The 20995-nt window shown below is 63.5% G+C and carries 21 protein-coding genes; 17 read left to right on the top strand and 4 right to left on the bottom strand.

Annotated elements, in window-relative coordinates; all coding sequences use genetic code 11:
- Nucleotides 1-28: 28 nt before the first annotated feature.
- Together BLQ92_RS20970 and BLQ92_RS20965 are read left to right on the top strand one after the other, a co-directional pair.
- The gene (locus BLQ92_RS20970; RefSeq protein WP_090686448.1) at nucleotides 29-964 is read left to right on the top strand and encodes a YhfC family intramembrane metalloprotease; all 936 of its coding nucleotides are present in this window, start codon (nucleotides 29-31) and stop codon (nucleotides 962-964) included.
- Nucleotides 965-1003: 39 nt separating this feature from the next.
- A complete protein-coding gene (locus BLQ92_RS20965; protein WP_090686447.1) occupies nucleotides 1004-1369 on the top strand; it encodes a DUF3022 domain-containing protein in 366 nt (121 codons plus the stop codon).
- Nucleotides 1370-1385: 16 nt separating this feature from the next.
- Here the strand turns inward: BLQ92_RS20965 and BLQ92_RS20960 are convergent, their stop codons facing one another.
- The gene (locus tag BLQ92_RS20960) at nucleotides 1386-1823 is read right to left on the bottom strand and encodes a PGDYG domain-containing protein (RefSeq protein ID WP_090686561.1); all 438 of its coding nucleotides are present in this window, start codon (nucleotides 1821-1823) and stop codon (nucleotides 1386-1388) included.
- Between the two features lie 122 nt (nucleotides 1824-1945).
- The gene (locus BLQ92_RS20955) at nucleotides 1946-2404 is read right to left on the bottom strand and encodes a Spy/CpxP family protein refolding chaperone (RefSeq protein WP_090686446.1); all 459 of its coding nucleotides are present in this window, start codon (nucleotides 2402-2404) and stop codon (nucleotides 1946-1948) included.
- A gap of 189 nt (nucleotides 2405-2593) precedes the next feature.
- Between BLQ92_RS20955 and BLQ92_RS20950 the strand changes: the two genes are divergently transcribed.
- The 3 genes from BLQ92_RS20950 (at nucleotide 2594) to BLQ92_RS20940 (ending at nucleotide 5322) form a co-directional block, all read left to right on the top strand.
- Nucleotides 2594-3478, top strand: coding sequence for a LysR substrate-binding domain-containing protein (locus tag BLQ92_RS20950; protein WP_090686445.1), 885 nt, complete (start codon nucleotides 2594-2596; stop codon nucleotides 3476-3478).
- A 46-nt stretch (nucleotides 3479-3524) separates the two neighbouring features.
- Nucleotides 3525-3989: an Lrp/AsnC family transcriptional regulator gene (locus tag BLQ92_RS20945; protein ID WP_090686444.1), complete on the top strand. Its 465-nt coding sequence runs from the start codon at nucleotides 3525-3527 to the stop codon at nucleotides 3987-3989.
- Nucleotides 3990-4224: 235 nt separating this feature from the next.
- Nucleotides 4225-5322, top strand: coding sequence for a saccharopine dehydrogenase family protein (locus tag BLQ92_RS20940; protein ID WP_090686443.1), 1098 nt, complete (start codon nucleotides 4225-4227; stop codon nucleotides 5320-5322).
- Between the two features lie 145 nt (nucleotides 5323-5467).
- On the opposite strand, the gene BLQ92_RS20935 is transcribed toward BLQ92_RS20940, so the two are convergent.
- A complete protein-coding gene (locus BLQ92_RS20935; RefSeq protein ID WP_090686442.1) occupies nucleotides 5468-6064 on the bottom strand; it encodes a P-loop nucleotide/nucleoside kinase family protein in 597 nt (198 codons plus the stop codon).
- Nucleotides 6065-6069: 5 nt separating this feature from the next.
- Entirely contained in the window at nucleotides 6070-6258 is a 189-nt protein-coding gene (cydX, locus tag BLQ92_RS40725) for a cytochrome bd-I oxidase subunit CydX (protein ID WP_244259648.1), read from the bottom strand.
- 262 nt (nucleotides 6259-6520) lie between these two features.
- Between cydX and BLQ92_RS20925 the strand changes: the two genes are divergently transcribed.
- The 12 genes from BLQ92_RS20925 (at nucleotide 6521) to BLQ92_RS20865 (ending at nucleotide 20989) form a co-directional block, all read left to right on the top strand.
- Nucleotides 6521-6757 (top strand): FitA-like ribbon-helix-helix domain-containing protein, encoded by a 237-nt coding sequence (locus tag BLQ92_RS20925; RefSeq protein WP_090686560.1) that lies wholly within the window; start codon nucleotides 6521-6523, stop codon nucleotides 6755-6757.
- Nucleotides 6744-7160 (top strand): type II toxin-antitoxin system VapC family toxin, encoded by a 417-nt coding sequence (locus tag BLQ92_RS20920; protein ID WP_090686441.1) that lies wholly within the window; start codon nucleotides 6744-6746, stop codon nucleotides 7158-7160. The genes BLQ92_RS20925 and BLQ92_RS20920 overlap by 14 nt, the downstream gene beginning before the upstream one ends.
- Nucleotides 7161-7223: 63 nt before the next feature.
- Nucleotides 7224-7664, top strand: a complete 441-nt coding sequence (locus tag BLQ92_RS20915) for a DUF2846 domain-containing protein (RefSeq protein ID WP_244106144.1) — start codon at nucleotides 7224-7226, stop codon at nucleotides 7662-7664.
- 182 nt (nucleotides 7665-7846) lie between these two features.
- On the top strand, nucleotides 7847-8824 hold the full coding sequence (gene corA / locus BLQ92_RS20910) for a magnesium/cobalt transporter CorA (RefSeq protein ID WP_090686440.1): 978 nt from the start codon (nucleotides 7847-7849) through the stop codon (nucleotides 8822-8824).
- Nucleotides 8825-9158: 334 nt separating this feature from the next.
- On the top strand, nucleotides 9159-10115 hold the full coding sequence (locus tag BLQ92_RS20905) for a sugar ABC transporter substrate-binding protein (protein ID WP_090686439.1): 957 nt from the start codon (nucleotides 9159-9161) through the stop codon (nucleotides 10113-10115).
- Nucleotides 10116-10399: 284 nt separating this feature from the next.
- Nucleotides 10400-11995, top strand: a complete 1596-nt coding sequence (locus BLQ92_RS20900; protein ID WP_090686438.1) for a sugar ABC transporter ATP-binding protein — start codon at nucleotides 10400-10402, stop codon at nucleotides 11993-11995.
- On the top strand, nucleotides 11992-13023 hold the full coding sequence (locus BLQ92_RS20895) for an ABC transporter permease (RefSeq protein ID WP_090686437.1): 1032 nt from the start codon (nucleotides 11992-11994) through the stop codon (nucleotides 13021-13023). The genes BLQ92_RS20900 and BLQ92_RS20895 overlap by 4 nt, the downstream gene beginning before the upstream one ends.
- A 166-nt stretch (nucleotides 13024-13189) precedes the next feature.
- The gene (locus BLQ92_RS20890; RefSeq protein ID WP_090686436.1) at nucleotides 13190-14236 is read left to right on the top strand and encodes a LacI family DNA-binding transcriptional regulator; all 1047 of its coding nucleotides are present in this window, start codon (nucleotides 13190-13192) and stop codon (nucleotides 14234-14236) included.
- 113 nt (nucleotides 14237-14349) lie between these two features.
- Entirely contained in the window at nucleotides 14350-15276 is a 927-nt protein-coding gene (gene rbsK / locus BLQ92_RS20885) for a ribokinase (protein ID WP_090686435.1), read from the top strand.
- A 383-nt stretch (nucleotides 15277-15659) separates the two neighbouring features.
- Nucleotides 15660-17459, top strand: coding sequence for a methyl-accepting chemotaxis protein (locus BLQ92_RS20880; protein WP_090686434.1), 1800 nt, complete (start codon nucleotides 15660-15662; stop codon nucleotides 17457-17459).
- A 260-nt stretch (nucleotides 17460-17719) separates the two neighbouring features.
- On the top strand, nucleotides 17720-18481 hold the full coding sequence (locus BLQ92_RS20875; RefSeq protein WP_090686433.1) for a 2-keto-4-pentenoate hydratase: 762 nt from the start codon (nucleotides 17720-17722) through the stop codon (nucleotides 18479-18481).
- Nucleotides 18482-19066: 585 nt separating this feature from the next.
- A complete protein-coding gene (locus BLQ92_RS20865) occupies nucleotides 19067-20989 on the top strand; it encodes a PrkA family serine protein kinase (RefSeq protein WP_090686432.1) in 1923 nt (640 codons plus the stop codon).
- Nucleotides 20990-20995: the final 6 nt, after the last annotated feature.

The raw sequence follows: 20995 nt of genomic DNA, 5'->3' as shown, positions 1-20995 counted from the left end.
GTGCGCGCCGGTCATCGCAAGGAAACCCATGGTTGTTGCACCGCTCACGCTTACCTGTCTCGCGCTCGCGACGCTCTTCGTCGCCTTATTACCGATTGTCCTCTACCGGCGCCTGCGCCGTCCGCTCGGGCTGAATGCCCGCGATGCGATTGCCGGCGTGGCTGTGTTCGCGCTGTTCGCCATGGTGATCGAGCGCGCCTTGAACGGCTACGTCCTGCATCAGAACGAAACCACTGCAGCATGGCTCTCGAATCCGCTCGCGTTCGTAATCTATGGCGCGCTGGCGGCGGGTGTCTGCGAGGAGGTGGGGCGCTTCATCGCCATGAAGTTGATGTGGCGGCGGGCCGTGGCTGCGACAGCTACGACGGCTACGACGCCGGATGCGCCGCTCGCGAACACGGTGACGGACGGCGCCGTCACCGACACCGCTGAGGCGACCGCGCGGCCTTCACTGGAGGCGCGCGTGGCTATGCGCAGGAAGCAAGCAGCGCCGCCCTCGACTGGCGATAGCACGGCACTCGGCTACGGCATCGGCCATGGCGGCGCTGAGGCGTGGATTGTGGGCGTGCTGGTGCAGATCCAGTGGATCGTGTTCGCAGTGGTGGAAAACCGTGGCGAGCTCGATACCTATCTGGGCAATGTACCAGTCGATTCGCTGATGCGTATCCATCTGATCCTTAGCAGCCTCTCGCCGCAGACGGCAGGGATTTTCCTGCTCGAACGGGCGGCGGCGCTGGTGTTCCAGATCGGCTTGTCCGTGCTCATGTGGCGCGGTGTGCGAGCCGGCTGGCGCGGGATCCTGCCGCTCGCCATCGTCGCGCACGCGCTCGTCGACGTGCCCGCAGCGCTGTTTCAGGCCAGGGTGCTGCCGCTCTTCGCGGTGGATGGCCTGTATGCTGTGCTGGCGGTGATCGTCGCTGCCTTGCTCGTCAAGCTGTTCCGGCCCACAACCCGCAGCGCCTAAGCGCGCGGTGGTGTTTTTTCCAACCTTCGGCCTGTAAAAATGGAAGCCTACCAATACGACTGCGCGAGCCCCGATGTGGAAGAGCTGGCGCGGGTCATCAGCGACCTGTTCCCCGAACAGACGCAATTCATCGAACGTCCCGCCGAGGACGGCACGCCGACCCTCGCGGTCCACTGGGTCGCGATGCGCTTCGGCGCGGCGGCGCGCCGGATTACGGTGAGTGTGGTGGGCTCGCCCGCCGTGTGGGCACGCTACCGGGCGTTGCCGCCGCGGCATCGTGGGCGCAGCTTTGCGGTGCTGCGGGCGTATGCCGAAGCGACCATCGGCTCGCTCGAAGAGCAGTATGCGAACGGCGAGGCAGTGCCGCGCGAGGTGACGATCGAACTGGACGAGCAGTTCGCGTGATAGTGAGGCGGCTTGCTTAGTCCGCGCGTCGGTACACCTTGGCAAAGCGCGCCGCCTGCACGACGCCATAGTCGCCCGGCGCGTATTGCATGACCCAGTCGCCCGCCGTGCCGTGCAGCACGTCGCCGCCGGCCGCCGAGCGCGCCAGCGAGAATGGCTCGTTCATTTGCCGCGCCAGCAGAACCGCCGGACGGTTGCGGTACGCACCCGGCTCGCCGTGGCCGAGTTCCGCAGCAGCAGGGATGTATTTCGCATCGAAGCGATCGCGCGATACTACCCAGCGCTCGCCTGTCGAGCCGGTGATCAGCGCGTCGCCGGGCACGTAACGGTTCGGGCCCTCGAGGCTCATCAGTTCGCCGCCAGCCGCGGCAAATTCGACGCTGACGGTTTCGTCCTTGACGACGCGTTGTGCGGCTGCGTCGGAGCGCAGGTCCAGATTCTTGAGTTCGATCATGAAGCAGATTGCCGGTAAGGTGAAACGCTGGGATCCGAATGATGCCAGAAGCATAAAGCACAACGCCTGCCGGTGAGGGCAGGCGTTATGTTACGCGTTCGGGTCAACCCCGCGTCACACCCTTACTGCGGCGCCTTGCCGTGCTTCTTGCCGCCGGCGTGCGGGTGCTGACGGAACGTCTCGTCGGCCAGCTTCTTCTGATCCGGCGAGAGGCTGTTGTACAGCGGCTCGAACGCGTCGACCAGCTTCTTCATGCCGTCGGCGTGCGCCTGGGCGATCGTCGCATATTGCTTCATGTCGTCGAGCGCGGACTGGCTGGTGGCCGCCTGGCGTTGCTTGTACAGGTCGCCCATGGTCTCGCCGTTGCTGCGCATCACGTCGGCAAAGGTGCTCCACTGCGGTTCCTGCGCTGGCGTGATCTTGAGCTGCGAGTGCAGGTACGCGATGCGGTCTTCAACGTTGCGCTCGTGCTTGGCCGCCGGTGCGGAGGCTGCGGCGGGCGCCGAGGCCGGTGCGGCGGTCTGTGCGAAGGCGCCGCTCATGGCGAGCGCGGAGGCCAGGATTACCAGTGCTTTTTTCATCGAAACTCCTGATGTTCGTTCGTATTCGGAAACAGCGTGCGGACAAGGCGCGGGTCAGGCAGACGGCCCGCTGCTAGTGAGCCGGTCGGAATGCCCGCTTTGCCAAGCTCGCTATTAGTAACACGATATCCCTACAATGCGTCTAAGTTGCGACAAACGCTTACAACCGAAACGAACAGGAAACAGCGGGTGGATAAACTCGTCAGCATGGAAATCTTTGTGGCTGTGGTCGAGGCGGGCAGCCTGACGGCGGCGGCCGAGCGCTTCGATATTTCGTCGGCCATGGTCGGCAAGCATATCCGTTCGCTGGAGACGCGCCTTGCCACCCGGCTTCTGACGCGCACGACGCGCCGTCAAAGTCTGACCGAGATCGGTCGTCAGTACTACGAGCAGTGCCGGCGGATTCTCGCCGATGTGAAAGCGGCCGAGTCCCTCGCCGAAGCGATGACCGCGACGCCGCGCGGCGTGCTCAAGGTGACGGTGCCGCTTACCTTCGGCGTCGAAGTATTCGCGCCGGCGATGACCGGCTACCTCACGGCATGGCCGGACGTGAGTCTCGAACTCGATTTGTCGAACCGCGTGATCGACCTGGTTGAAGAGAGCTTCGACGCTGCCGTGCGGATCGGCCGGCTGCCGGATTCGAGCTTCGTTGCGCGACCGCTCAAGCCTTACCGGATGCGGGCGTGCGCCTCGCCCGAGTATCTCGCGCGGGCCGGCATGCCGCGCACCCCGGCCGATCTGGCGCAGCACGAGTGTCTCGGCTTTCTGCACTGGGGCCGCGAAGGGCTCTGGCGGCTCAATGGCGAACCGGACGGCGAGAGTCCGTTGCGGGCGGGACGGTTTCGCGCCAACAATGGCCAGGCGCTCAAGGTGGCCGCGTTGCGTGGCTTCGGCCTGGTGTTGCAGCCGGAGGCGCTGCTCGCTAAAGAGATTGCCAGCGGCGAACTGGTGCCGGTGCTCGATGATTTCTTGCCGCTGGGCTCGCCCGTGCATCTGATCTATCCGCGTGACCGGCGTGCGACCCCGAAGCTGACGAGCTTTATCGACTTTGTGATGGAACACCTCGGCGCGTGACCGGCGATAATCCGCTACTCAACACTTTTAAAACAGATTGCCATCGATGAGACCACCGCGCCTCGACCAACTCGACGACCTCGACCGTAACCTCGTTGCGCTGCTGCAGGCCAATGCACGCGAAAGCGTGGCGGACCTCGCGCGCCAGCTCGGCGTGGCGCGTACCACCGTGATCGCGCGCATCGCGCGGCTCGAACGCACCAATGTGATTGCGGGCTATAGCGTGCGGCTCGGCCAGGATGTGCTCGATGCGAGCATCTACGCGTATGTCGGCATCATCATCGCGCCGCGGCATGGTCTGGACGTGCAAAAGCGTTTGGGCAAGATGCCCGAGGTGCAGTTGCTGTGCGCGGTGAGCGGCGAGTTCGATTACGTCGCGTGGCTGCGCGCGGATTCCCCGGATCGGCTCAACGATCTGCTCGACCAGATCGGCGCGCTGGAGGGTGTCGAGCGTACGACCACATCGATCATTTTGGCCCGCAAGATCGATCGGGGAATGATTGGCGGGTGATGGAGCGGCGAGCCTTGCGGGCGTGCGTTTACGCCGCATTTACGTAATTTGGTCAAATCGACGTATCTGCTCGTCATATCGTCGAACTTCATGGTCATAGCGCAGCACTTTGCGTCTATAAACTGTTTTCGCTTCTCCCTAAACTGTGTCGCAAGGGTTCAGCCCGCCGGGCGCAGCGCCAAGCGCAGCGCACTTTCGAAGCTGGAGACAGCATACATAGAACAAGGAGAAGCGCATGAAAGTTGCCATCGTTGGCGCAGGTTTGATCGGTCACACCATTGCCCATATGCTGCGTGAAACCGGCGACTACGAAGTCGTCGCGTTCGACCGCGATCAGCAGGCGCTCGACAAGCTGGCCGAGCAGGGCATTCCGACCCGCCGCGTCGATTCGGCCGACGCCGCCGCGCTTCGCGCAGCCGTACAAGGCTTCGACGCGCTGATCAACGCGCTGCCGTACTACCTCGCTGTGAACGTCGCGACCGCTGCCAAGGGCGCCGGCGTCCATTACTTCGACCTGACCGAAGACGTGCGCGCCACCACCGCGATTCGCGCGATTGCCGACGAATCCGACCACGCCTTCATGCCGCAGTGCGGTCTCGCGCCGGGCTTTATCGGCATCGCCGCGCACGAACTGGCGAACCGCTTCACGGAAATCCGCGACGTCAAGATGCGCGTGGGCGCGCTGCCGGAATTCCCGACCAATGCGCTGAAGTACAACCTGACGTGGAGCGTCGACGGCCTGATCAACGAATACTGCCAGCCGTGCGAAGCGATCCGCGACAGCCGCACGCAATGGGTGCAGCCGCTCGAAGGCCTCGAGCATTTCTCGCTGGACGGCACCGAGTATGAAGCCTTCAACACCTCCGGCGGTCTCGGCACCTTGTGCGAAACCCTGGCGGGCCGCGTCGAAACGCTCGACTACAAGTCGGTACGTTACCCGGGCCATCGCGAACTGATGAAGTTCCTGCTCGAAGATCTGCGCCTTGCCACCGACCGCGACACGCTGAAGTCGATCATGCGCCGTTCGGTGCCGTCGACCGCACAAGACGTCGTGCTGGTCTTCATCACGGTGACGGGCACGCGCAACGGTCAACTGGTCGAAGAAGTGTTCACGCGCAAGATCTTCGCGAAGACGGTCTGTGGCGTGCCGATGAGCGCGATCCAGATCACCACGGCAGGCGCGATGTGCGCCGTGCTCGATCTGTTCCGCGAGAAGAAGCTGCCGCAAAGCGGGTTCGTGCGTCAGGAGCAGGTTTCGCTGCGCGATTTCCTGGCGAATCGTTTCGGTCAACTGTACGAAGGCCAGTCGCTCGACACGATGGCGACGGTTTAAGACGAATGACGGTCATAGGCCAATCCGAGGGCCGTGAGCGGTGAGGTAAGCAGCAAGCAGAATGGAACGGCCCCGTAGAGGGCCGCTCGGGCGCCCCCAAAGTCACCGGGGGCGCTTTTTTTTAGCGCGCGATTTCAGCGCATCGTCAGTGCGTGAAGGGTGCTTGGCCCACAATCTGCGCCAGCAGCACATGGTCATTGGCCGCGCCCGCCGCGGTATTGTCGAACATCAGCAGGTCAATGCAACTGTCGCCTTCCGGTACGAAGCGGCGTTGCCGGTATTCGTCCCAGTGGGCAAGCTTATAGGCGTCGTTCGGATCGCCGCGTTCGAGGATCCGTTGGCGCGCGGTCTCTTCCGACGTGTGTACCCAGACGACGCGAATCGTAACGTCGTCACCCACCCCCAGCCATGCCCGATCGAACAGTTTGCGTTCGCGCACTTCACGCGAGAGCGGTGCGACCACCAGCGCACTCACGCCGAGTTCGAGATTGTCGCGCGCAGTGTCGATCAGGCCGCGGTATTCGGGGTCGCGCAGATGCTGCAGGAAGAGCGGGCTGTCGCGGTCGTTGGGGTCGTTGGTGAGCAGGCCCATGGCGGCGGAACTGTAGCCGCCGTACAGCGTGTCTTTGTCGAGCAGGCAGAAGGCGCCGCCGGTCGCGGTCATCAAGGGGCCGATCAGGCGTTTGGCAAGTGTTGTTTTGCCGGTGCCGGCGTGTCCGCAGATAAAAACCAGGTACGTCACTAAGGCTAGTCCTTCGTCGAGCCGGCCGGGCTGGCGGTGCCCGCGGAGTTGGTGGTGGTGCTGGTGGTGCTGGCACGGGGTTCGCCGGGCGCCGCGTCACGGGTGAACTTGCCGCTGGCCTCGAGCCACATCACGTTGATGATCCCAAAACCCAGCGCCACGCCGATACCGAGAATCCAGCTGAAATACCACATGGCAGTCTCCTTGAGCGAAATCCTGCGCGCTCGATGCGTGACGCATGACCATGCGGCACAGCTGCCCCTGGTTAAAACGAAGCAAACATACAGGAAGGTGAGGGGCGTTCATTCGGGCGGCGAGCGGCGTGCCGCCTATACGGCACGATCATGAACAAGAAGCGGGTTGCGCGCAAGTGGGAGCGGGGCTGGCCGTTTGGCCAGGGTGGCGGATTGCCGGCACGTTGTTATCATGGGTGGCGATGTGTGAATGGGAGGCTATATGGCAGATCTCTTGGCAAGAGGCGTAGACGAACGGTTGGTTAAGGCGTTGGAGCGCGAGGCGGCGGTAAACGGCCGCAGTGCCGGAGCCGAGCACCTGGCGATCCTTGAGGATGCGCTGCAACGACTGGAAAACCGCCAGTTCATCAAGTTGCTCATGAGCATGCCCGATGTCGGCGAAGACGCTGATTTCGAGCGGATAGACGATACGGGTGAGGCGCCAGTTGTATTTGATTGATACCAACGTCATCAGCGAGATCAGGCGATGGGGGCGCGCCAAGCCGGGCGTACGGCGATTTTTCCAACGCGCGACCGGCGAGGGTCACACTCTGTATCTTTCGGTGATTACTGTAGGAGAACTACGACGGGGCGTTGAGGTGGTGCAATATCGAGGCGACGCGCCGCAGGCGATGTTGCTCGAAGCGTGGACAAATTCGGTACTGGAGATGTTCGCCGACCGCATCCTTGCAATCGGTGAGGACGCGGCACAGGTATGGGGCAGGTTGCGCGTCCCGCGAGCAGAACACCCAATGGACAAGCTAATCGCCGCGACGGCGCTTACCCGTAACCTGATGGTGGTCACGCGCAACGTCAAGGACTTTATGGGTACTGGAGTGCGCGTATTGAACCCGTTCGACTAACGCCACTACTGCAGACCCGCAGCATCCATCGCACATCACAGCAACAAAAAGGGGAGACGCACCATGTCGAAACACCTGCAGGTCGCCTGGAAAACCGCAGTGTTTGCCGTTGTGCTCGCCTTGCTAGCCGCGTGCGCCTCCGAGCCAGCCGACCCGGTGGCCTTCAAACCCGTGCCCGCTACGCGCATCCTCAAGCCCGGCTACGCAGACCCCGCCGCGGGACTCGTCGCGGTCGACGTGCGGCGCGAGCGTTCGCGCGACCTGATCGTGCGTTTTCGCGATGCGCTCGTCTACGTGGACGGCGAGCAGGTCACCGACCTGTTGAACGGCGAGCACGTCGTCTTCTACCTGTCCCCTGGCTCGCACCGGATCGGCGTCTCGACCCAGTTCGACCCCGTCGTCGAAATGCATTTCATCGTGACGCCCGACACCCGTTACAGCAATCGCGCGTCGGTCACCTTCAACGCGGACCACCGGATCGAACTGCACCGCGTCGCGCAGTAACCGCGAAATCACGGCGCGCGCCGCACCGCGATGACAATTCGCGAACATCTCCGCCAGGCAAAGCCGCTAACATGGCGGCTGTCATAAGTTCAAACGCGCAGGCTGAGCCGTGCCGAGGCACGCGCCGTAGTGACGCCATCGTGGCGTCACAGCCTGCCGCCGTTTTCAAGGTAATCCACATCATGCTGATCAATTGCGCGGCCTACCAGGACGGCCGCAAGCTCGCCGATATCCCGATCGAAGACATCAGCGAGTACGTGGCTCGGCCCGAGTGCTTCGTCTGGGTCGCGCTCAAAGACCCGAGCCCAGAAGAACTGGCCGTCATGAAAGAGGAATTCAACCTGCATGAACTGGCGGTCGAAGACGCCTTGCGGGGCCACGAGCGGCCGAAGATCGAGGAGTACGGCGAGTCGGTGTTCGCAGTGATGCACACGGTCGAGATGGACGACGACCACGAACTGTTGATCGGCGAAGTCGACGTCTTCGTCGGCTCGAACTACGTGCTGTCGGTGCGACATCGCACCCGCTTTGGCTTTAGCGATGTCCGCGCGCGCTGCGAGCGCGAGCCGAAGCTGCTCAAGGAAGGTTCCGGCTTCGTGCTGTATGCGCTCGCCGACGATATCGTCGATCGCTACTTCCCGATTCTCGAGGCGCTCGGCGCCGAAATCGAGGCCGTCGAAGACCGCATCTTCGACAAGAACAACGTCAGCGCATCGCGGGCGATCATCGCGGATCTGTATTCGCTCAAGCGCCGCCTCGTCAGCCTGCAGCATCATGTGGCGCCGCTCCAGGAAGCGATCAGCAAGCTGAGCGGCGGCCGCGTGCCGCAGGTGTGTTCAGGCATGGAGGCCTACTTCCGCGATATCTACGACCATCTGGAACGCATCGTGCGCACCATCGACGGCCGCCGCGAAATGATCGTCACGGCGATCCAGGTCGACCTCGGCATGATCTCGCTCGCCGAGAGCGAGGTGACCAAGCGCCTCGGCTCGTTTGCCGCGCTGTTCGCGGTGCCGACGATGATCGCCGGCATCTACGGCATGAACTTCGAGGCCATCCCCGAGCTGCATTACAAGTACGGTTATCCAATCTGCCTGGCCGTGATGCTGTCGGTCGACATTTTCTTGTGGTGGCGCTTTCGCAAGGCTGGCTGGCTCTAGCCGCCCACGCGCGCGCTGCGCCACATCGCTTCCCCTTGCATCGTACGCAATATAAGTCCAGGATAGGCGGCCCGCTGCACGCAAAGCTTGCAGGCAGCGGGAAACCAGCAAGCGCGGATCAAGCGGGAGACTCATGCCAACACAAGCTCTTGAGGTATGCCAAATGCGGGCCATCACGCCCGCATTGCGGATGCATAAGGGGCGCGGCGCCTGTGCAGTGCAACACTGCAAAGCGTTGACAGTGTGAACAGGCTACGCTGAGAATGAGCCTCGCAAACGTTTGCGCGAAGTCAAAAACACGGCTCATCCCGAGCCCATAAACCTGGAGATTTGCATGGACCACCGCATTCGCCGTCGCGTTCTGGCGGCCGCCGTCGTACTCACCGCTTCTGTTGCCCTGCCGTTTTCCACCGCCCATGCCCAGGCTGCCAAGAAGCCGAAAGTGGCGCTTGTCATGAAGTCCCTCGCCAATGAGTTCTTCCTCACCATGGAAAACGGCGCGAAGGATTATCAGAAACACAACCCCGGCCAGTTCGACCTGATCACCAACGGCATCAAGAACGAGACCGATACGGCTGCGCAGATCCAGATCGTCGAGCAGATGATCGTCTCGAAGGTCGATGCGATCGTGCTGGCGCCGGCCGATTCGAAGGCGCTGGTGCCGGTGGTCAAGAAGGCGGTCGATGCCGGCATCATCGTGGTGAACATCGATAACCCGCTCGACCCGGACGTGCTCAAGTCGAAGGACCTGAACGTGCCGTTCGTCGGTCCCGACAACGCCAAAGGTGCGGAGAAGGTGGGCGACTACCTGGGCAAGAAGCTGAAGGCGGGCGACGAGGTCGCGATTGTCGAGGGTGTGTCGACGACCACCAACGCGCAACAGCGGACCGCGGGCTTCAAGGCGGCCATGCAGAAGGTTGGCGCGAAGATCGACACGGTACAGTCGGGTGAGTGGGAAATCGACAAGGGCAACGCCATTGCCTCGTCCATGCTCAATGAATACCCGAACATCAAGGCGCTGCTGTGCGGTAACGACAACATGGCGATCGGCGCAGTCTCGGCCGTGCGCGCCGCCGGCAAGCAAGGCAAGGTCTATGTGGTCGGCTATGACGACATCGACGCCATCAAGCCGATGTTGAAGGACGGCCGCGTGCTCGCTACCGCCAATCAGTACGCGGCGAAGCAGGCCGTGTTCGGTATCGATACGGCGCTCAAGGCCTTGAACGAGCACAAGAAGCAATCCGAATTGTCCGGCGTGGTCGAGACGCCGGTCGATCTGGTGACGAAGTAAGTCCAGCCCGCCGCTGCCAGGCGGTCGCCGCGCTCGCGTAGCCGTTTGGCGCGAGCGCGGCGCACCGGCCCGCTTCAATTCAATAAACGCTCAAGAAAGCTGTCCCGCCGCCGTTAATCCAAAGATAAGCGTCATGTCGGCGGACGCGGCGGGACGGGGTGCGTTGGAAAACCCAGCGCAGAACCTGCCTTGAGCCGGCATGACACGTGGTTGCCCGACCCGGGCTCCAGTCGGCTGCCGTCCGTCTGAAGCCCGCGCGAGGCGGCCCCGGAACCAGGATCGCGATGGAATTGACCGCCCACCACGCACTGCCCGCCGTACTGTCCGTGACGGGGATTGGCAAGACGTATGCCGAACCCGTACTCGCTGATGTCGCGCTCTCGCTGTTTCCTGGCGAGGTGCTGGCGCTCACGGGTGAAAACGGCGCAGGTAAGAGCACCCTGTCGAAGATCATCGGCGGACTGGTCGAGCCGACCACCGGCTCGATGCGTCTGGCCGACGCGCCATACGCGCCCGCGAGCCGCAGCGAAGCGGAAGCGCTCGGCGTGCGCATGGTGATGCAGGAACTGAATCTGCTACCGACCTTGTCGGTGGCGGAGAACCTGTTCCTGAACCGTTTGCCGCAGGCCGGTCCGCTGCGCTTCGGCTGGATCGACCGGCGCCAGCTGCGCGAGGACGCCCGGGCGGCGATGGCGCAGGTCGGGCTTGAAGCGATCCACCCGGACACGCTGGTCGGCGAGCTCGGCATCGGCCATCAGCAGATGGTCGAGATCGCGCGCAACCTGATCGGCGATTGCCGCGTGCTGATTCTCGACGAGCCGACCGCGATGCTGACTGCGCGCGAAGTCGACCTGCTGTTCGAGCAGATCGAGCGCCTCAAGTCGCGCGGTGTCGCGCTGGTCTATATCTCGCACCGCCTCGAAGAGCTGGCGAGAGTGGCCGAGCGCGTCGCGGTGTTGCGCGACGGCCGGTTGGTGAAGGTCGAAGCAATGAACGCCTTGACCAGCGACCAGATCGTCACGCTGATGGTTGGGCGCGAGCTCGGCGAGCGGATCGATCTGGGCGTGCGCAACATCGGCGCGCCGCTCCTGAAGGTCGAGGGTCTCACGCGTGGCAAGGTCGTGAACGACGTCTCGTTCGAGGTGCGCGCCGGCGAGATCTTCGGCGTCAGCGGCCTGATCGGCGCGGGCCGCACCGAACTGATGCGGCTCATCTTCGGCGCCGACCAGAAGGACAGCGGCACGGTATTGCTCGCCGCCACGCCAGGCGCCGCGCCCACGCCGGTGCAGATCGGTTCGCCGGCCGACGCGGTGCGCCAGGGCATTGCGCTCATCACCGAGGACCGCAAGGGCGAAGGACTGTTGCTGCCGCAACCGATCGCGGCCAACGTTTCGCTCGGCAATATCGGCAACGTGGCGCGTCACGGCGTGGTCGACGCGAAGCGCGAAAACGCGCTGGCGCAGAAACAGATTGAGGCCATGCGGATTCGCAGCTCCGGGCCGGGGCAGATTGTCAGCGAGCTATCGGGCGGCAACCAGCAGAAGGTCGTGATCGGCCGCTGGCTCGCGCGCGATTGCCGTGTGCTGTTATTCGACGAACCTACGCGCGGCATCGACGTCGGCGCGAAGTTCGATATCTATGGCTTGATGGGCGCGCTGGCTCGCGAGGGTCGCGCGCTCGTCGTGGTGTCGAGCGACCTGCGCGAACTGATGCTGATCTGCGACCGGATCGGCGTGATGTCGGCAGGGCGTCTCACGGGGATTTTCGAGCGCGATAACTGGTCGCAGGACGCGTTGCTGGCCGCGGCATTTGCCGGCTATCGCGCCCGCGAAACATTGCTGCACGCCCACGACACCCATTCGGCAGGGAGTCTTTCATGACGAATCAACCCCAAGGCGGTACCCCAGGCGGGGCCAACGCTGCGCCGGTGCCCGACCCGTCGGCGCCGCTCGCGAGCGGCAAGCCGGTTGGCACGCGGCTCGGCTTCTCCAATTATCTCGGTCTGGCCGGCGCCTTGCTGGCGATGATCGTGCTGTTTTCGCTGCTCAGCTCGCACTTTCTGAGCTACGACACGTTCAGCACCATCGCCAACCAGATTCCCGACCTGGTCGTGATGTCGGTCGGCATGACCTTCATCCTGATCATCGCCGGCATCGACCTGTCGGTTGGCTCGGTGCTGGCTCTCGGCGCCTCGGTGGTGAGCGTGGCCGCGCTGAAATGGCAGTGGGCGCCGTTGCCGGCGGCGCTGCTCGGCATGGCCGCGGCGGCGCTGACCGGCACCGTGACGGGCGCCGTGACGGTGAGCTGGCGGATTCCGTCGTTCATCGTCTCGCTCGGCGTGCTCGAGGCGGCGCGCGGCGTCGCCTACCAGATGACGAACTCGCGCACGGCTTATATCGGCGACGCCTTCGACGTGCTGTCCAACCCGATCGCCTTCGGCATTTCGCCGGCCTTCCTGATCGCGGTGGCGGTGATGGTGATCGCGCAACTGGTGCTCACGCGCACGGTGTTCGGCCGCTACCTGGTCGGCATCGGCACGAACGAGGAGGCGGTGCGGCTCGCGGGCGTCGATCCGCGCCCCTACAAGGTGATCGTGTTCGCCTTGATGGGCGCGCTGGCGGGCCTCGCGGCGCTGTTCCAGATCTCGCGGCTCGAAGCGGCGGATCCGAACGCGGGCGTCGGCATGGAGCTGCAGGTGATCGCGGCGGTCGTGATCGGCGGCACCAGCCTGATGGGCGGCCGCGGTTCGGTCATCAGTACTTTCTTCGGTGTGTTGATCATTTCGGTGCTGGCGGCGGGGCTCGCGCAGATCGGCGCCAACGAGCCGACCAAACGGATCATCACCGGCGCGGTCATCGTCGTGGCGGTCGTGCTGGATACCTACCGGAGCCGGCGCAGGCGTGCCTGACTGGTCGCATGAGCGGCCGTATCAGCGCGGCCTGGCAGTGACGCAGGGAACCAGGGCAGCATGCAGGGTGTAGATGTAGCAGGTTGGATCTGTCATTGATGCAGACGCTGGGCTCGGTGCACGTCGCACCGGCCGGCGGGAAAAACAGGCAGGAGAGCAACAGGTTATGGCGACCATCAAGGATGTAGCGGCCGTGGCAGGCGTGTCGTTCACGACGGTTTCGCACGTCGTGAACAACTCGCGGCCGGTGTCGGCCGATGTGCGCGCAAAAGTCGAGCATGCGATCCGGCAACTCCACTACGTGCCATCGGCGGTCGCCCGCTCGCTGAAGGCGCGCGCGACCGCGACGATCGGTCTGGTGGTGCCCAACAGCACGAATCCGTACTTCGCGGAACTGGCGCGCGGCATCGAGGACGGTTGCGCGCGCAACGGCTACTGCGTGTTCTTCTGCAACTCCGATGACGATCCTGCCAAGCAGCGCAACTATCTGCGCGTGCTGCAGGAAAAGCGTATCGATGGACTGATCGTGGCTTCGGCCGGCGACGACGCCGTGCTCGCGCAGGCGCTCGCCGATGCGCGCGAGCCGCTGGTGGTGGTCGACCGCAACATCGAAGGGTTGAACGCGGATCTGGTGCAGATCGATCATGAAAAGGGCGCCTATCTGGCAACGCGCCACCTGCTCGAACTCGGTCATGTGAAGATCGGCTGCATCACCGGGCCGGTGGCGACCGCTGTCAGCGCGATGCGCGTGCACGGCTTTATCCGCGCCATGGCGGAACGCGGCATCGAGATTGCGCCGGGCGCGATCGTCGAAAGCGACTTTTCCGGCACCGGCGGCTATCGGGCCGCGAGCCAGTTGTTCGATGGCGTGATGCCCTCGGCGATCTTCGCGGGCAACGACATGATGGGCATCGGCGCCTTGCGCGCCGCTGCGGAACGCGGTATCAACGTGCCGCGCGACTGTTCGATCATCGGTTTCGACGATATCGAACTCGGACGTTTTACCTACCCTGCCTTGTCGACGGTCGGGCAGTCGGTGCGCGCGCTCGGCGAGATGGCGGCGCAGACCTTGATCGAACGGATTACCGGAACCGCAGCCGGCACGGCCGGCGCACCGGCTCGCCGGCGGGTGGTCGCGCCGCGGCTGATCGTGCGCGAGTCGACCACGACGTGGGCGGGCGCCGGGGCGGCACGGCAAGGGCTGGCGGCTTAGTTTTGGCGCCTTGGTTTGGCGGCGCAGTTGGAAACTCAGGCAGGAACGGCAGGGCGCGCACGCGGCGTGCCCCACGGGTGGGTCCATACATAACAGTTTGAAGGAGAAGACACTTGGCAAGTCAGTCAGCAGACGGACGGGTAACGGTAGTCGGTAGCCTGAACATGGATCTCGTGGCGCGGGCGCCGCGCCTGCCGCAGCCGGGCGAGACGCTCGCCGGCAGCACGTTTGCCCAGGTGGCGGGCGGCAAGGGCGGCAATCAGGCGGTCGCGGCGGCGCGCCTTGGCGCCCGGGTGGCAATGCTCGGCTGTGTCGGCGCCGATGCGAACGGCGCCCAATTGCGCGCCGGCCTCGCCACCGAGGGGATCGACTGCGCGGCGCTCGAAACCAGCCCGTCGGCCCCGACCGGGGTTGCGCTGATCGTGGTCGACGACAGCAGCCAGAATGCCATCGTCATCATTGCGGGCAGCAACGGGGAAGTCACGCCGGAAACGATCGCCCGGCACGAAGCGGCGCTCGCTGCAGCGAACGTGGTGGTCTGCCAGCTCGAAACGCCGCCTGCCACTGTGCGTGCGGCATTGGCGAGCGCCCGGCGGCTCGGCAAAACGGTGATCCTGAACCCGGCACCCGCCACCGCTCCGCTTCCGGCCGACTGGTTCGAGCTGATCGACTATCTGATTCCTAACGAACTGGAAGCCGCCACCCTCACGGGTCTGCCGGTCGATTCGCCCGAGGATGCCGCCAGGGCGGCTGACGCATTGCGCCGTGCGGGCGCGCGCAACGTGCTGGTGACGCTCGGCGCACGCGGCGTGCTGGCGGCGCTCGAGGGGGCCGAGCCCAAACTCTACGCCGCGCAGAAGGTGGCCGCCGTCGATACGACTGCCGCCGGCGATACCTTCATTGGCGCTCTCGCCGCGCAACTCGCACACGGCGAAAGCGTCGACGCGGCGATCCGCTTTGCCCAACGCGCCGCGGCGCTCTCCGTGACGCGCGCTGGTGCGCAGACTTCTATCCCCACGCTCGCTGAATTGAGCGCTTAAGCCGGGTCGCGCGAAAGCCCGCTGGATCAAGGCTTCGCGCGCTCAACGCTTGATTGCGCCGCGACGCTTCGCGCCGGCGCCCGCTAGCATCTCCCTGCTTGTTCCATTAGCCGGTGCGCTGCTTGCACCGAGACTCACGTGTGCCCGTGGGCCATCCTTCGTGCGCCCGCCGATCACCTCCCGCCGAGGCTCCAAGCTTTTTGTAATTTATACAAAACTTGGCCTCGATCAATCGTCATACCATATAAAAGCTTTAAGTATGCAGCCTGATTGCCGTAAACGATTATTAGAGCGCCATATCTAGAAGGCGCCGGCCAGGACGCTATCAACCCGCACCTGGCGCCGCACACGCCCCTCTCATTCGTCACGTCACAGGAAGAAGCATGCTGAACAAGGGCATCACCATCAAGGCACGGATCGGCCTGACCATGGCTTTTCTCGCCGCATTGCTGCTGATCATCGGCGTTCTCGGGCTCACCGGTATGAGCCGCGCGAACGACGCCCATCACGAAACGTTCACCAACCAGATGCCCAGTGCAGTCGATATCGGCAACGCCGAGCTATACGCTGCGCGCGAGCGTCTCGCGCTCGACCGGGCGGCGTTCCTGTTCGGCACCCCGGAGGTCGCGCCCACGGTGGAACGCGCCCACGTCATGCGCACCAACTCGGACGCCTGGTGGAAAAAGTATTACGACTTGCCGCGTGACGCGGAAGAGGACCGCCTGGCGCAGGAGGTGTCGGCCAAGCGTGAAACGCTGCATCAGGCGATGGACGGGTTTGCCGCGATCGTCGCGGGGACCGATCAGTCGAAGATCGCCGATGCCGCGAAGGACCTGCAAGTCAAGTACAACGACCTGTCGGTTGCCGACGACGAACTGCGCAAGCTGCAGTTCACCCAGGCCCAGCAGGGCTTCGACACGGCGCAGGACAGCTTCGGCACGTTCCGCCTCGTGAGCATCGTCGCGGTGGTGGTCGGCCTGCTGGCGGCGCTCTTTTCGTATCTGACGTTGAGCCGCGCGATTGGCCGCCCGCTCGCCGACGCGCTCGAGCATTTCGATGCGATCGCCGCCGGCGACCTGCGCCGCCCGGTGGTGGTGGGCTCGCGCGACGAAATGGGGCAACTGCTGGAAGGCATCGCCAAGATGCAGCGCAGCTTGACCGAGACGGTGCGCTCGGTGCGCGGCGGCAGCGAGTCGATCGCCACCGCGACGCGCCAGATTGCCGCCGGCAACATCGATCTGTCCTCGCGCACCGAAGAACAGGCGTCGGCGCTGCAGGAAACGGCATCGAGCATGGACCAGTTGACCGGTACCGTGAAGCAGAACGCCGACAACGCCCGCCAGGCCAGCTCGCTGGCGGCAAACGCCTCGGAGATCGCCAACAAGGGCAATGCCGTGGTCGGGCAGGTGGTCGGCACGATGGGCGATATCAACCAGAGCTCCGCCAAGATCGCCGACATTATTTCGATTATTGAAGGCATCGCCTTCCAGACCAACATTCTGGCGCTCAATGCCGCCGTCGAAGCGGCGCGCGCGGGCGAGGAAGGCCGTGGCTTTGCCGTCGTGGCGGGTGAAGTGCGCAGCCTCGCGCAGCGCTCGTCGGCTGCAGCCAAGGAAATCAAGGAACTGATCGATACCTCGGTCGAGCGGGTGCAGTCCGGTTCGGCGCTGGTCGACCAGGCCGGTCGCACGATGACCGAGATCATCGGCGCCGTGCAGCGCGTGACCGACATCATGGGTGAAATCGCCGCAGCCTCCGAGGAGCAGAGCAGCGGGATCGAGCAGGTGGCGCGCGCTGTCACGCAGATGGACGAAGTGACCCAGCAGAACGCGGCGCTGGTGGAAGAGGCGGCCGCTGCGGCTCAGTCGCTCGAAGATCAGGCCGGCAAGCTGCGCACGGCGGTCGCGGTGTTCCAGATCACTGAAGGCGATAGCAAAGCGCCGGCTGTCCACATAGTGCGCAATCCGGTCCATAAGGCGGTGGTGCGCAAGGCCGCCCCGGCGAGCCCGCGCCGCGCGCCGGCCGCCACCCCGCCGGCTGCGGCGAGCACGGGCGCGGCGTCTACCGCAGCGTCTGCCCCCGCGCCCACGACCGCACCGGCTTCACCAGCTGCACCGAAAGCACCGGTTGCCGCCAAAGCGCCGGCCGCCGCCGGCAACGATAACGACTGGGAAACGTTCTGATCATCTGCATCACCTGCGACACGCCGGCTGGGTTTAGCTGAGCGTTAGCAACGGCCGCGCCGCCGCAACGGCTGAGCCTGCCGGCGCGGCCACCCCAGTGCCGCCAAGGCGGAATCCGACAGCAAGAACAGGACCACGGTTGCGTATGCAACCGTGGTCTTTTTTCATGCTCGACTCAGTAAGCAACCCGGTTCGACTTGTGTTCCGGTACATTGACGGGCGCGATTGCCCATTCAATGCGCCAGCCAGAAAGGACCGACATGACGCCACACGACCTTGCGCAACGCCTCGTTCAGGCACGCAGGCAGCACCGACTGATCGATGCGCCGCCGCCGGACAGCCTGCCGCCTGACGCTGCAACCGCCTATGCGATCCAGCAGGCCGTGCTTGCCGGCCTCGAGCAGTCGACCGGCGCCTGGAAGATCGGCGCCAAGGCGCCGGGGGCGGCCGCTTCGGGCGCGCCGATCCCGGCCTCGCTCGTGCACGAGTCGCCGGCCCGGATTGCCCATGGCGGATTTTTCCGTGTGCTGCTGGAACTCGAGATTGCCTTTCGCTTCAGCGAGGCGATCGAGCCGCGCCGCGAGGCCTATGCGCGCGACGAGGTGCTCGCGCGGGTCGGCGCGGTGCTGCCAGCCATCGAAATCGTTGATAGCCGCTTTAGCGAGTGGCCCGATATTGCGCCGCTCGCGCAACTGGCCGACGCGCAAAACAACGGTGCGCTCGCGACCGGACAACCGGTTGCCTACGCCGGATTTGCGCGCGTGTTCGATTTTGTCTCGCCGGAGCTCGAATTAACATTTAACGGTGTGTCGCTGGTGCCCGAGGCAACCGGCAACCCGGCCGGCGATCCGCGCGAACTGCTGGTATGGTTTGTTAACCACTGCGCAGCAATGGGTATCACTATCGAACCGGAGTGGACCATTACAACCGGTTCGTATGTCGGCGCGCATCGGGTCGAGCGGGCTGGGACCGTATATGGCCGCATCGACGGCCTGGGCGAGGTCGAGGTCGATCTGACCTGATTCGCCGCGCTTGCCTCCTGGTACGTATACACCTATGTAATCGAACGCACGCAGCAGCGACATACGGCATATCGTTATGTACGCCACCGACCATGCCGCTGTTGTGGATATCGGGCATGCTGGTTCAACCGCACACACGTGTGTGCGATTCGATGTGAACGAAAGCGGTGCTGCAGTGACGAACGTGTAACACCGCGTAGCGAGAGACGAACATGTAACACCGCGTCAACGCTGTGCACGGAAACGCTTCGCTGCGCGTTGAGGGAAAAAGCGCAAAGGAAAGCGCGACACGCATTGATGTAACGGCAGGCCGATGCATGGGCGATTCGCGCATCGGAGAAGAGAGCAGGTTGCTGCGATCCTGGCAAATGATCCTGGCAAATCCTTGGGGGCAGTGCGGTCGAAGATTGTAGGTGACCGAAACTGTGTTTCCAAGTGAGGATTGTAGGGGGGGCAACACGGCACGATTTTCATCACGTAGTCCGTGAAAAAAAATTTAAAAGGGTTTAGGATGAATTCGAGCGATGTCGTTTCCGATTAGCGCGCCGCGCACGACATCGGTCTAGACTTAGGCGAGGAGGTAGCATGGATATCTACAGCAGTTTCGCGACCCGCTTCGAGAAAACGCGAGAAGATGAACTCTCGCTCGAGGAGTACCTCGCGCTCTGCAAAGACAATCCCGCCGCGTACGCTACAGCCGGCGAACGCATGTTGACGGCAATCGGGGAACCGGAACAGATCGACACTCGCAACGACCCGCGTCTTTCGCGCATCTTCGCGAACAAGGTGATCAAGGTATACCCCGCATTCCGTGAGTTCTACGGAATGGAAGATGTGATCGAGCAGGTGGTCGCCTACTTCCGGCATTCGGCCCAGGGGCTCGAAGAAAAGAAACAGATTCTGTATTTGCTGGGGCCGGTCGGGGGCGGTAAATCGTCGATCGCGGAACGTCTGAAGCAACTCATGGAGCGCGTACCGTTCTACTCGATCAAGGGCTCGCCCGTGAACGAGTCGCCGCTGGGTCTGTTCGACTACGACGAAGACGGTCCGATTCTCGAAGAACAGTACGGTATTCCGCGCCGCTACCTGAAAAGCATCCTCAGCCCGTGGGCCGTTAAACGGCTGCACGAGTACAACGGCGACATCCGCAAGTTCCGCGTGGTGCGCCGCTATCCTTCCATCCTGCGGCAGATCGGTATCGCCAAGACCGAGCCGGGTGACGAAAATAATCAGGACATTTCGTCGCTGGTCGGTAAGGTCGACATCCGCAAGCTCGAGCAATACGCACAAGATGACGCAGACGCCTACAGCTACTCCGGTGGCCTGTGCCTCGCGAATCAGGGCCTGCTCGAGTTCGTCGAAATGTTCAAGGCGCCGATCAAAGTCCTGCACCCGCTGCTCACCGCCACCCAGGAAGGCAACTTCAAGGGTACGGAAGGTTTCGGTGCGATCCCGTTCGACGGTGTGATTCTCGCCCACTCGAACGAATCGGAATGGAAGGCGTTCCGTAATAACCGCAACAATGAAGCACTGCTCGACCGGATCTTCGTCGTGAAAGTGCCGTATTGCCTGCGCTATTCGGAAGAGATCAAGATCTACGAGAAGCTGTTGCGCAACTCTTCGCTGGCAAGCGCCGTCTGCGCACCCGGCACGCTGAAGATGATGGCGCAGATGTCGGTGTTGACGCGCTTGCAGGAGCCGGAAAACTCCAGCCTCTTTTCGAAGATGCAGGTCTACGACGGCGAGAACCTCAAAGACACCGATCCGAAAGCCAAGTCGTATCAGGAGTACCGCGACTTCGCTGGTGTCGACGAAGGCATGACCGGCGTGTCGACGCGCTTCGCGTTCAAGATCCTGTCGCGCGTATTCAACTTCGACTCAACTGAAGTCGCCGCGAACCCGGTGCATCTGATGTATGTGCTCGAACAGCAGATCGAGCGCGAGCAGTTCCCACCGGAAACCGAGCAGAAGTACCTGTCCTTTATCAAGGACGTGCTCGCCTCGCGCTACGCAGAGTTTATCGGCAAGGAGATTCAGACCGCTTATCTGGAGTCGTACTCGGAGTATGGGCAGAACATCTTCGATCGCTATGTGACGTACGCCGACTTCTGGATCCAGGACCAGGAGTTCCGCGACCACGACACGGGCGAAAGTTTCGATCGTGCCTCGCTGAACGCGGAACTGGAGAAAATCGAGAAGCCCGCTGGCATTAGCAATCCGAAGGACTTCCGCAACGAGATCGTCAACTTTGTGTTGCGTGCGCGTGCTGCGAACGCAGGCAAGAACCCGGCGTGGATCAGCTACGAGAAGCTGCGCGTCGTGATCGAAAAGAAGATGTTCTCGAACACGGAAGAACTGTTGCCGGTGATCTCATTCAACGCAAAAGGCTCGGCGGAGGAACAGCGCAAGCACGAAGATTTCGTCAACCGGATGGTCGCGAAGGGCTACACGCCCAAGCAGGTGCGACTGCTGTGCGACTGGTATCTGCGCGTGCGTAAGTCGTCGTGATCTGCT

It is taken from the genome of Paraburkholderia phenazinium (assembly GCF_900100735.1).
Taxonomy (GTDB): domain Bacteria; phylum Pseudomonadota; class Gammaproteobacteria; order Burkholderiales; family Burkholderiaceae; genus Paraburkholderia; species Paraburkholderia phenazinia.
Note: the sequence above shows the minus strand (reverse complement) of the source record. Positions and strands in the feature narration are given on the sequence as shown.

Bases quoted from the DNA above. Each gene is read 5' to 3' on its own strand.
- BLQ92_RS20970 (WP_090686448.1), top strand. From the start codon at position 29: ATGGTTGTTGCACCGCTCACGCTTACCTGTCTCGCGCTCGCGACGCTC.
- BLQ92_RS20965 (WP_090686447.1), top strand. From the start codon at position 1,004: ATGGAAGCCTACCAATACGACTGCGCGAGCCCCGATGTGGAAGAGCTG.
- BLQ92_RS20960 (WP_090686561.1), bottom strand. From the start codon at position 1,823: ATGATCGAACTCAAGAATCTGGACCTGCGCTCCGACGCAGCCGCACAA.
- BLQ92_RS20955 (WP_090686446.1), bottom strand. From the start codon at position 2,404: ATGAAAAAAGCACTGGTAATCCTGGCCTCCGCGCTCGCCATGAGCGGC.
- BLQ92_RS20945 (WP_090686444.1), top strand. From the start codon at position 3,525: ATGAGACCACCGCGCCTCGACCAACTCGACGACCTCGACCGTAACCTC.
- BLQ92_RS20940 (WP_090686443.1), top strand. From the start codon at position 4,225: ATGAAAGTTGCCATCGTTGGCGCAGGTTTGATCGGTCACACCATTGCC.
- cydX (WP_244259648.1), bottom strand. From the start codon at position 6,258: ATGTGGTATTTCAGCTGGATTCTCGGTATCGGCGTGGCGCTGGGTTTT.
- BLQ92_RS20925 (WP_090686560.1), top strand. From the start codon at position 6,521: ATGGCAGATCTCTTGGCAAGAGGCGTAGACGAACGGTTGGTTAAGGCG.
- BLQ92_RS20915 (WP_244106144.1), top strand. From the start codon at position 7,224: ATGTCGAAACACCTGCAGGTCGCCTGGAAAACCGCAGTGTTTGCCGTT.
- corA (WP_090686440.1), top strand. From the start codon at position 7,847: ATGCTGATCAATTGCGCGGCCTACCAGGACGGCCGCAAGCTCGCCGAT.
- BLQ92_RS20905 (WP_090686439.1), top strand. From the start codon at position 9,159: ATGGACCACCGCATTCGCCGTCGCGTTCTGGCGGCCGCCGTCGTACTC.
- BLQ92_RS20900 (WP_090686438.1), top strand. From the start codon at position 10,400: ATGGAATTGACCGCCCACCACGCACTGCCCGCCGTACTGTCCGTGACG.
- BLQ92_RS20895 (WP_090686437.1), top strand. From the start codon at position 11,992: ATGACGAATCAACCCCAAGGCGGTACCCCAGGCGGGGCCAACGCTGCG.
- BLQ92_RS20890 (WP_090686436.1), top strand. From the start codon at position 13,190: ATGGCGACCATCAAGGATGTAGCGGCCGTGGCAGGCGTGTCGTTCACG.
- BLQ92_RS20880 (WP_090686434.1), top strand. From the start codon at position 15,660: ATGCTGAACAAGGGCATCACCATCAAGGCACGGATCGGCCTGACCATG.
- BLQ92_RS20875 (WP_090686433.1), top strand. From the start codon at position 17,720: ATGACGCCACACGACCTTGCGCAACGCCTCGTTCAGGCACGCAGGCAG.
- BLQ92_RS20865 (WP_090686432.1), top strand. From the start codon at position 19,067: ATGGATATCTACAGCAGTTTCGCGACCCGCTTCGAGAAAACGCGAGAA.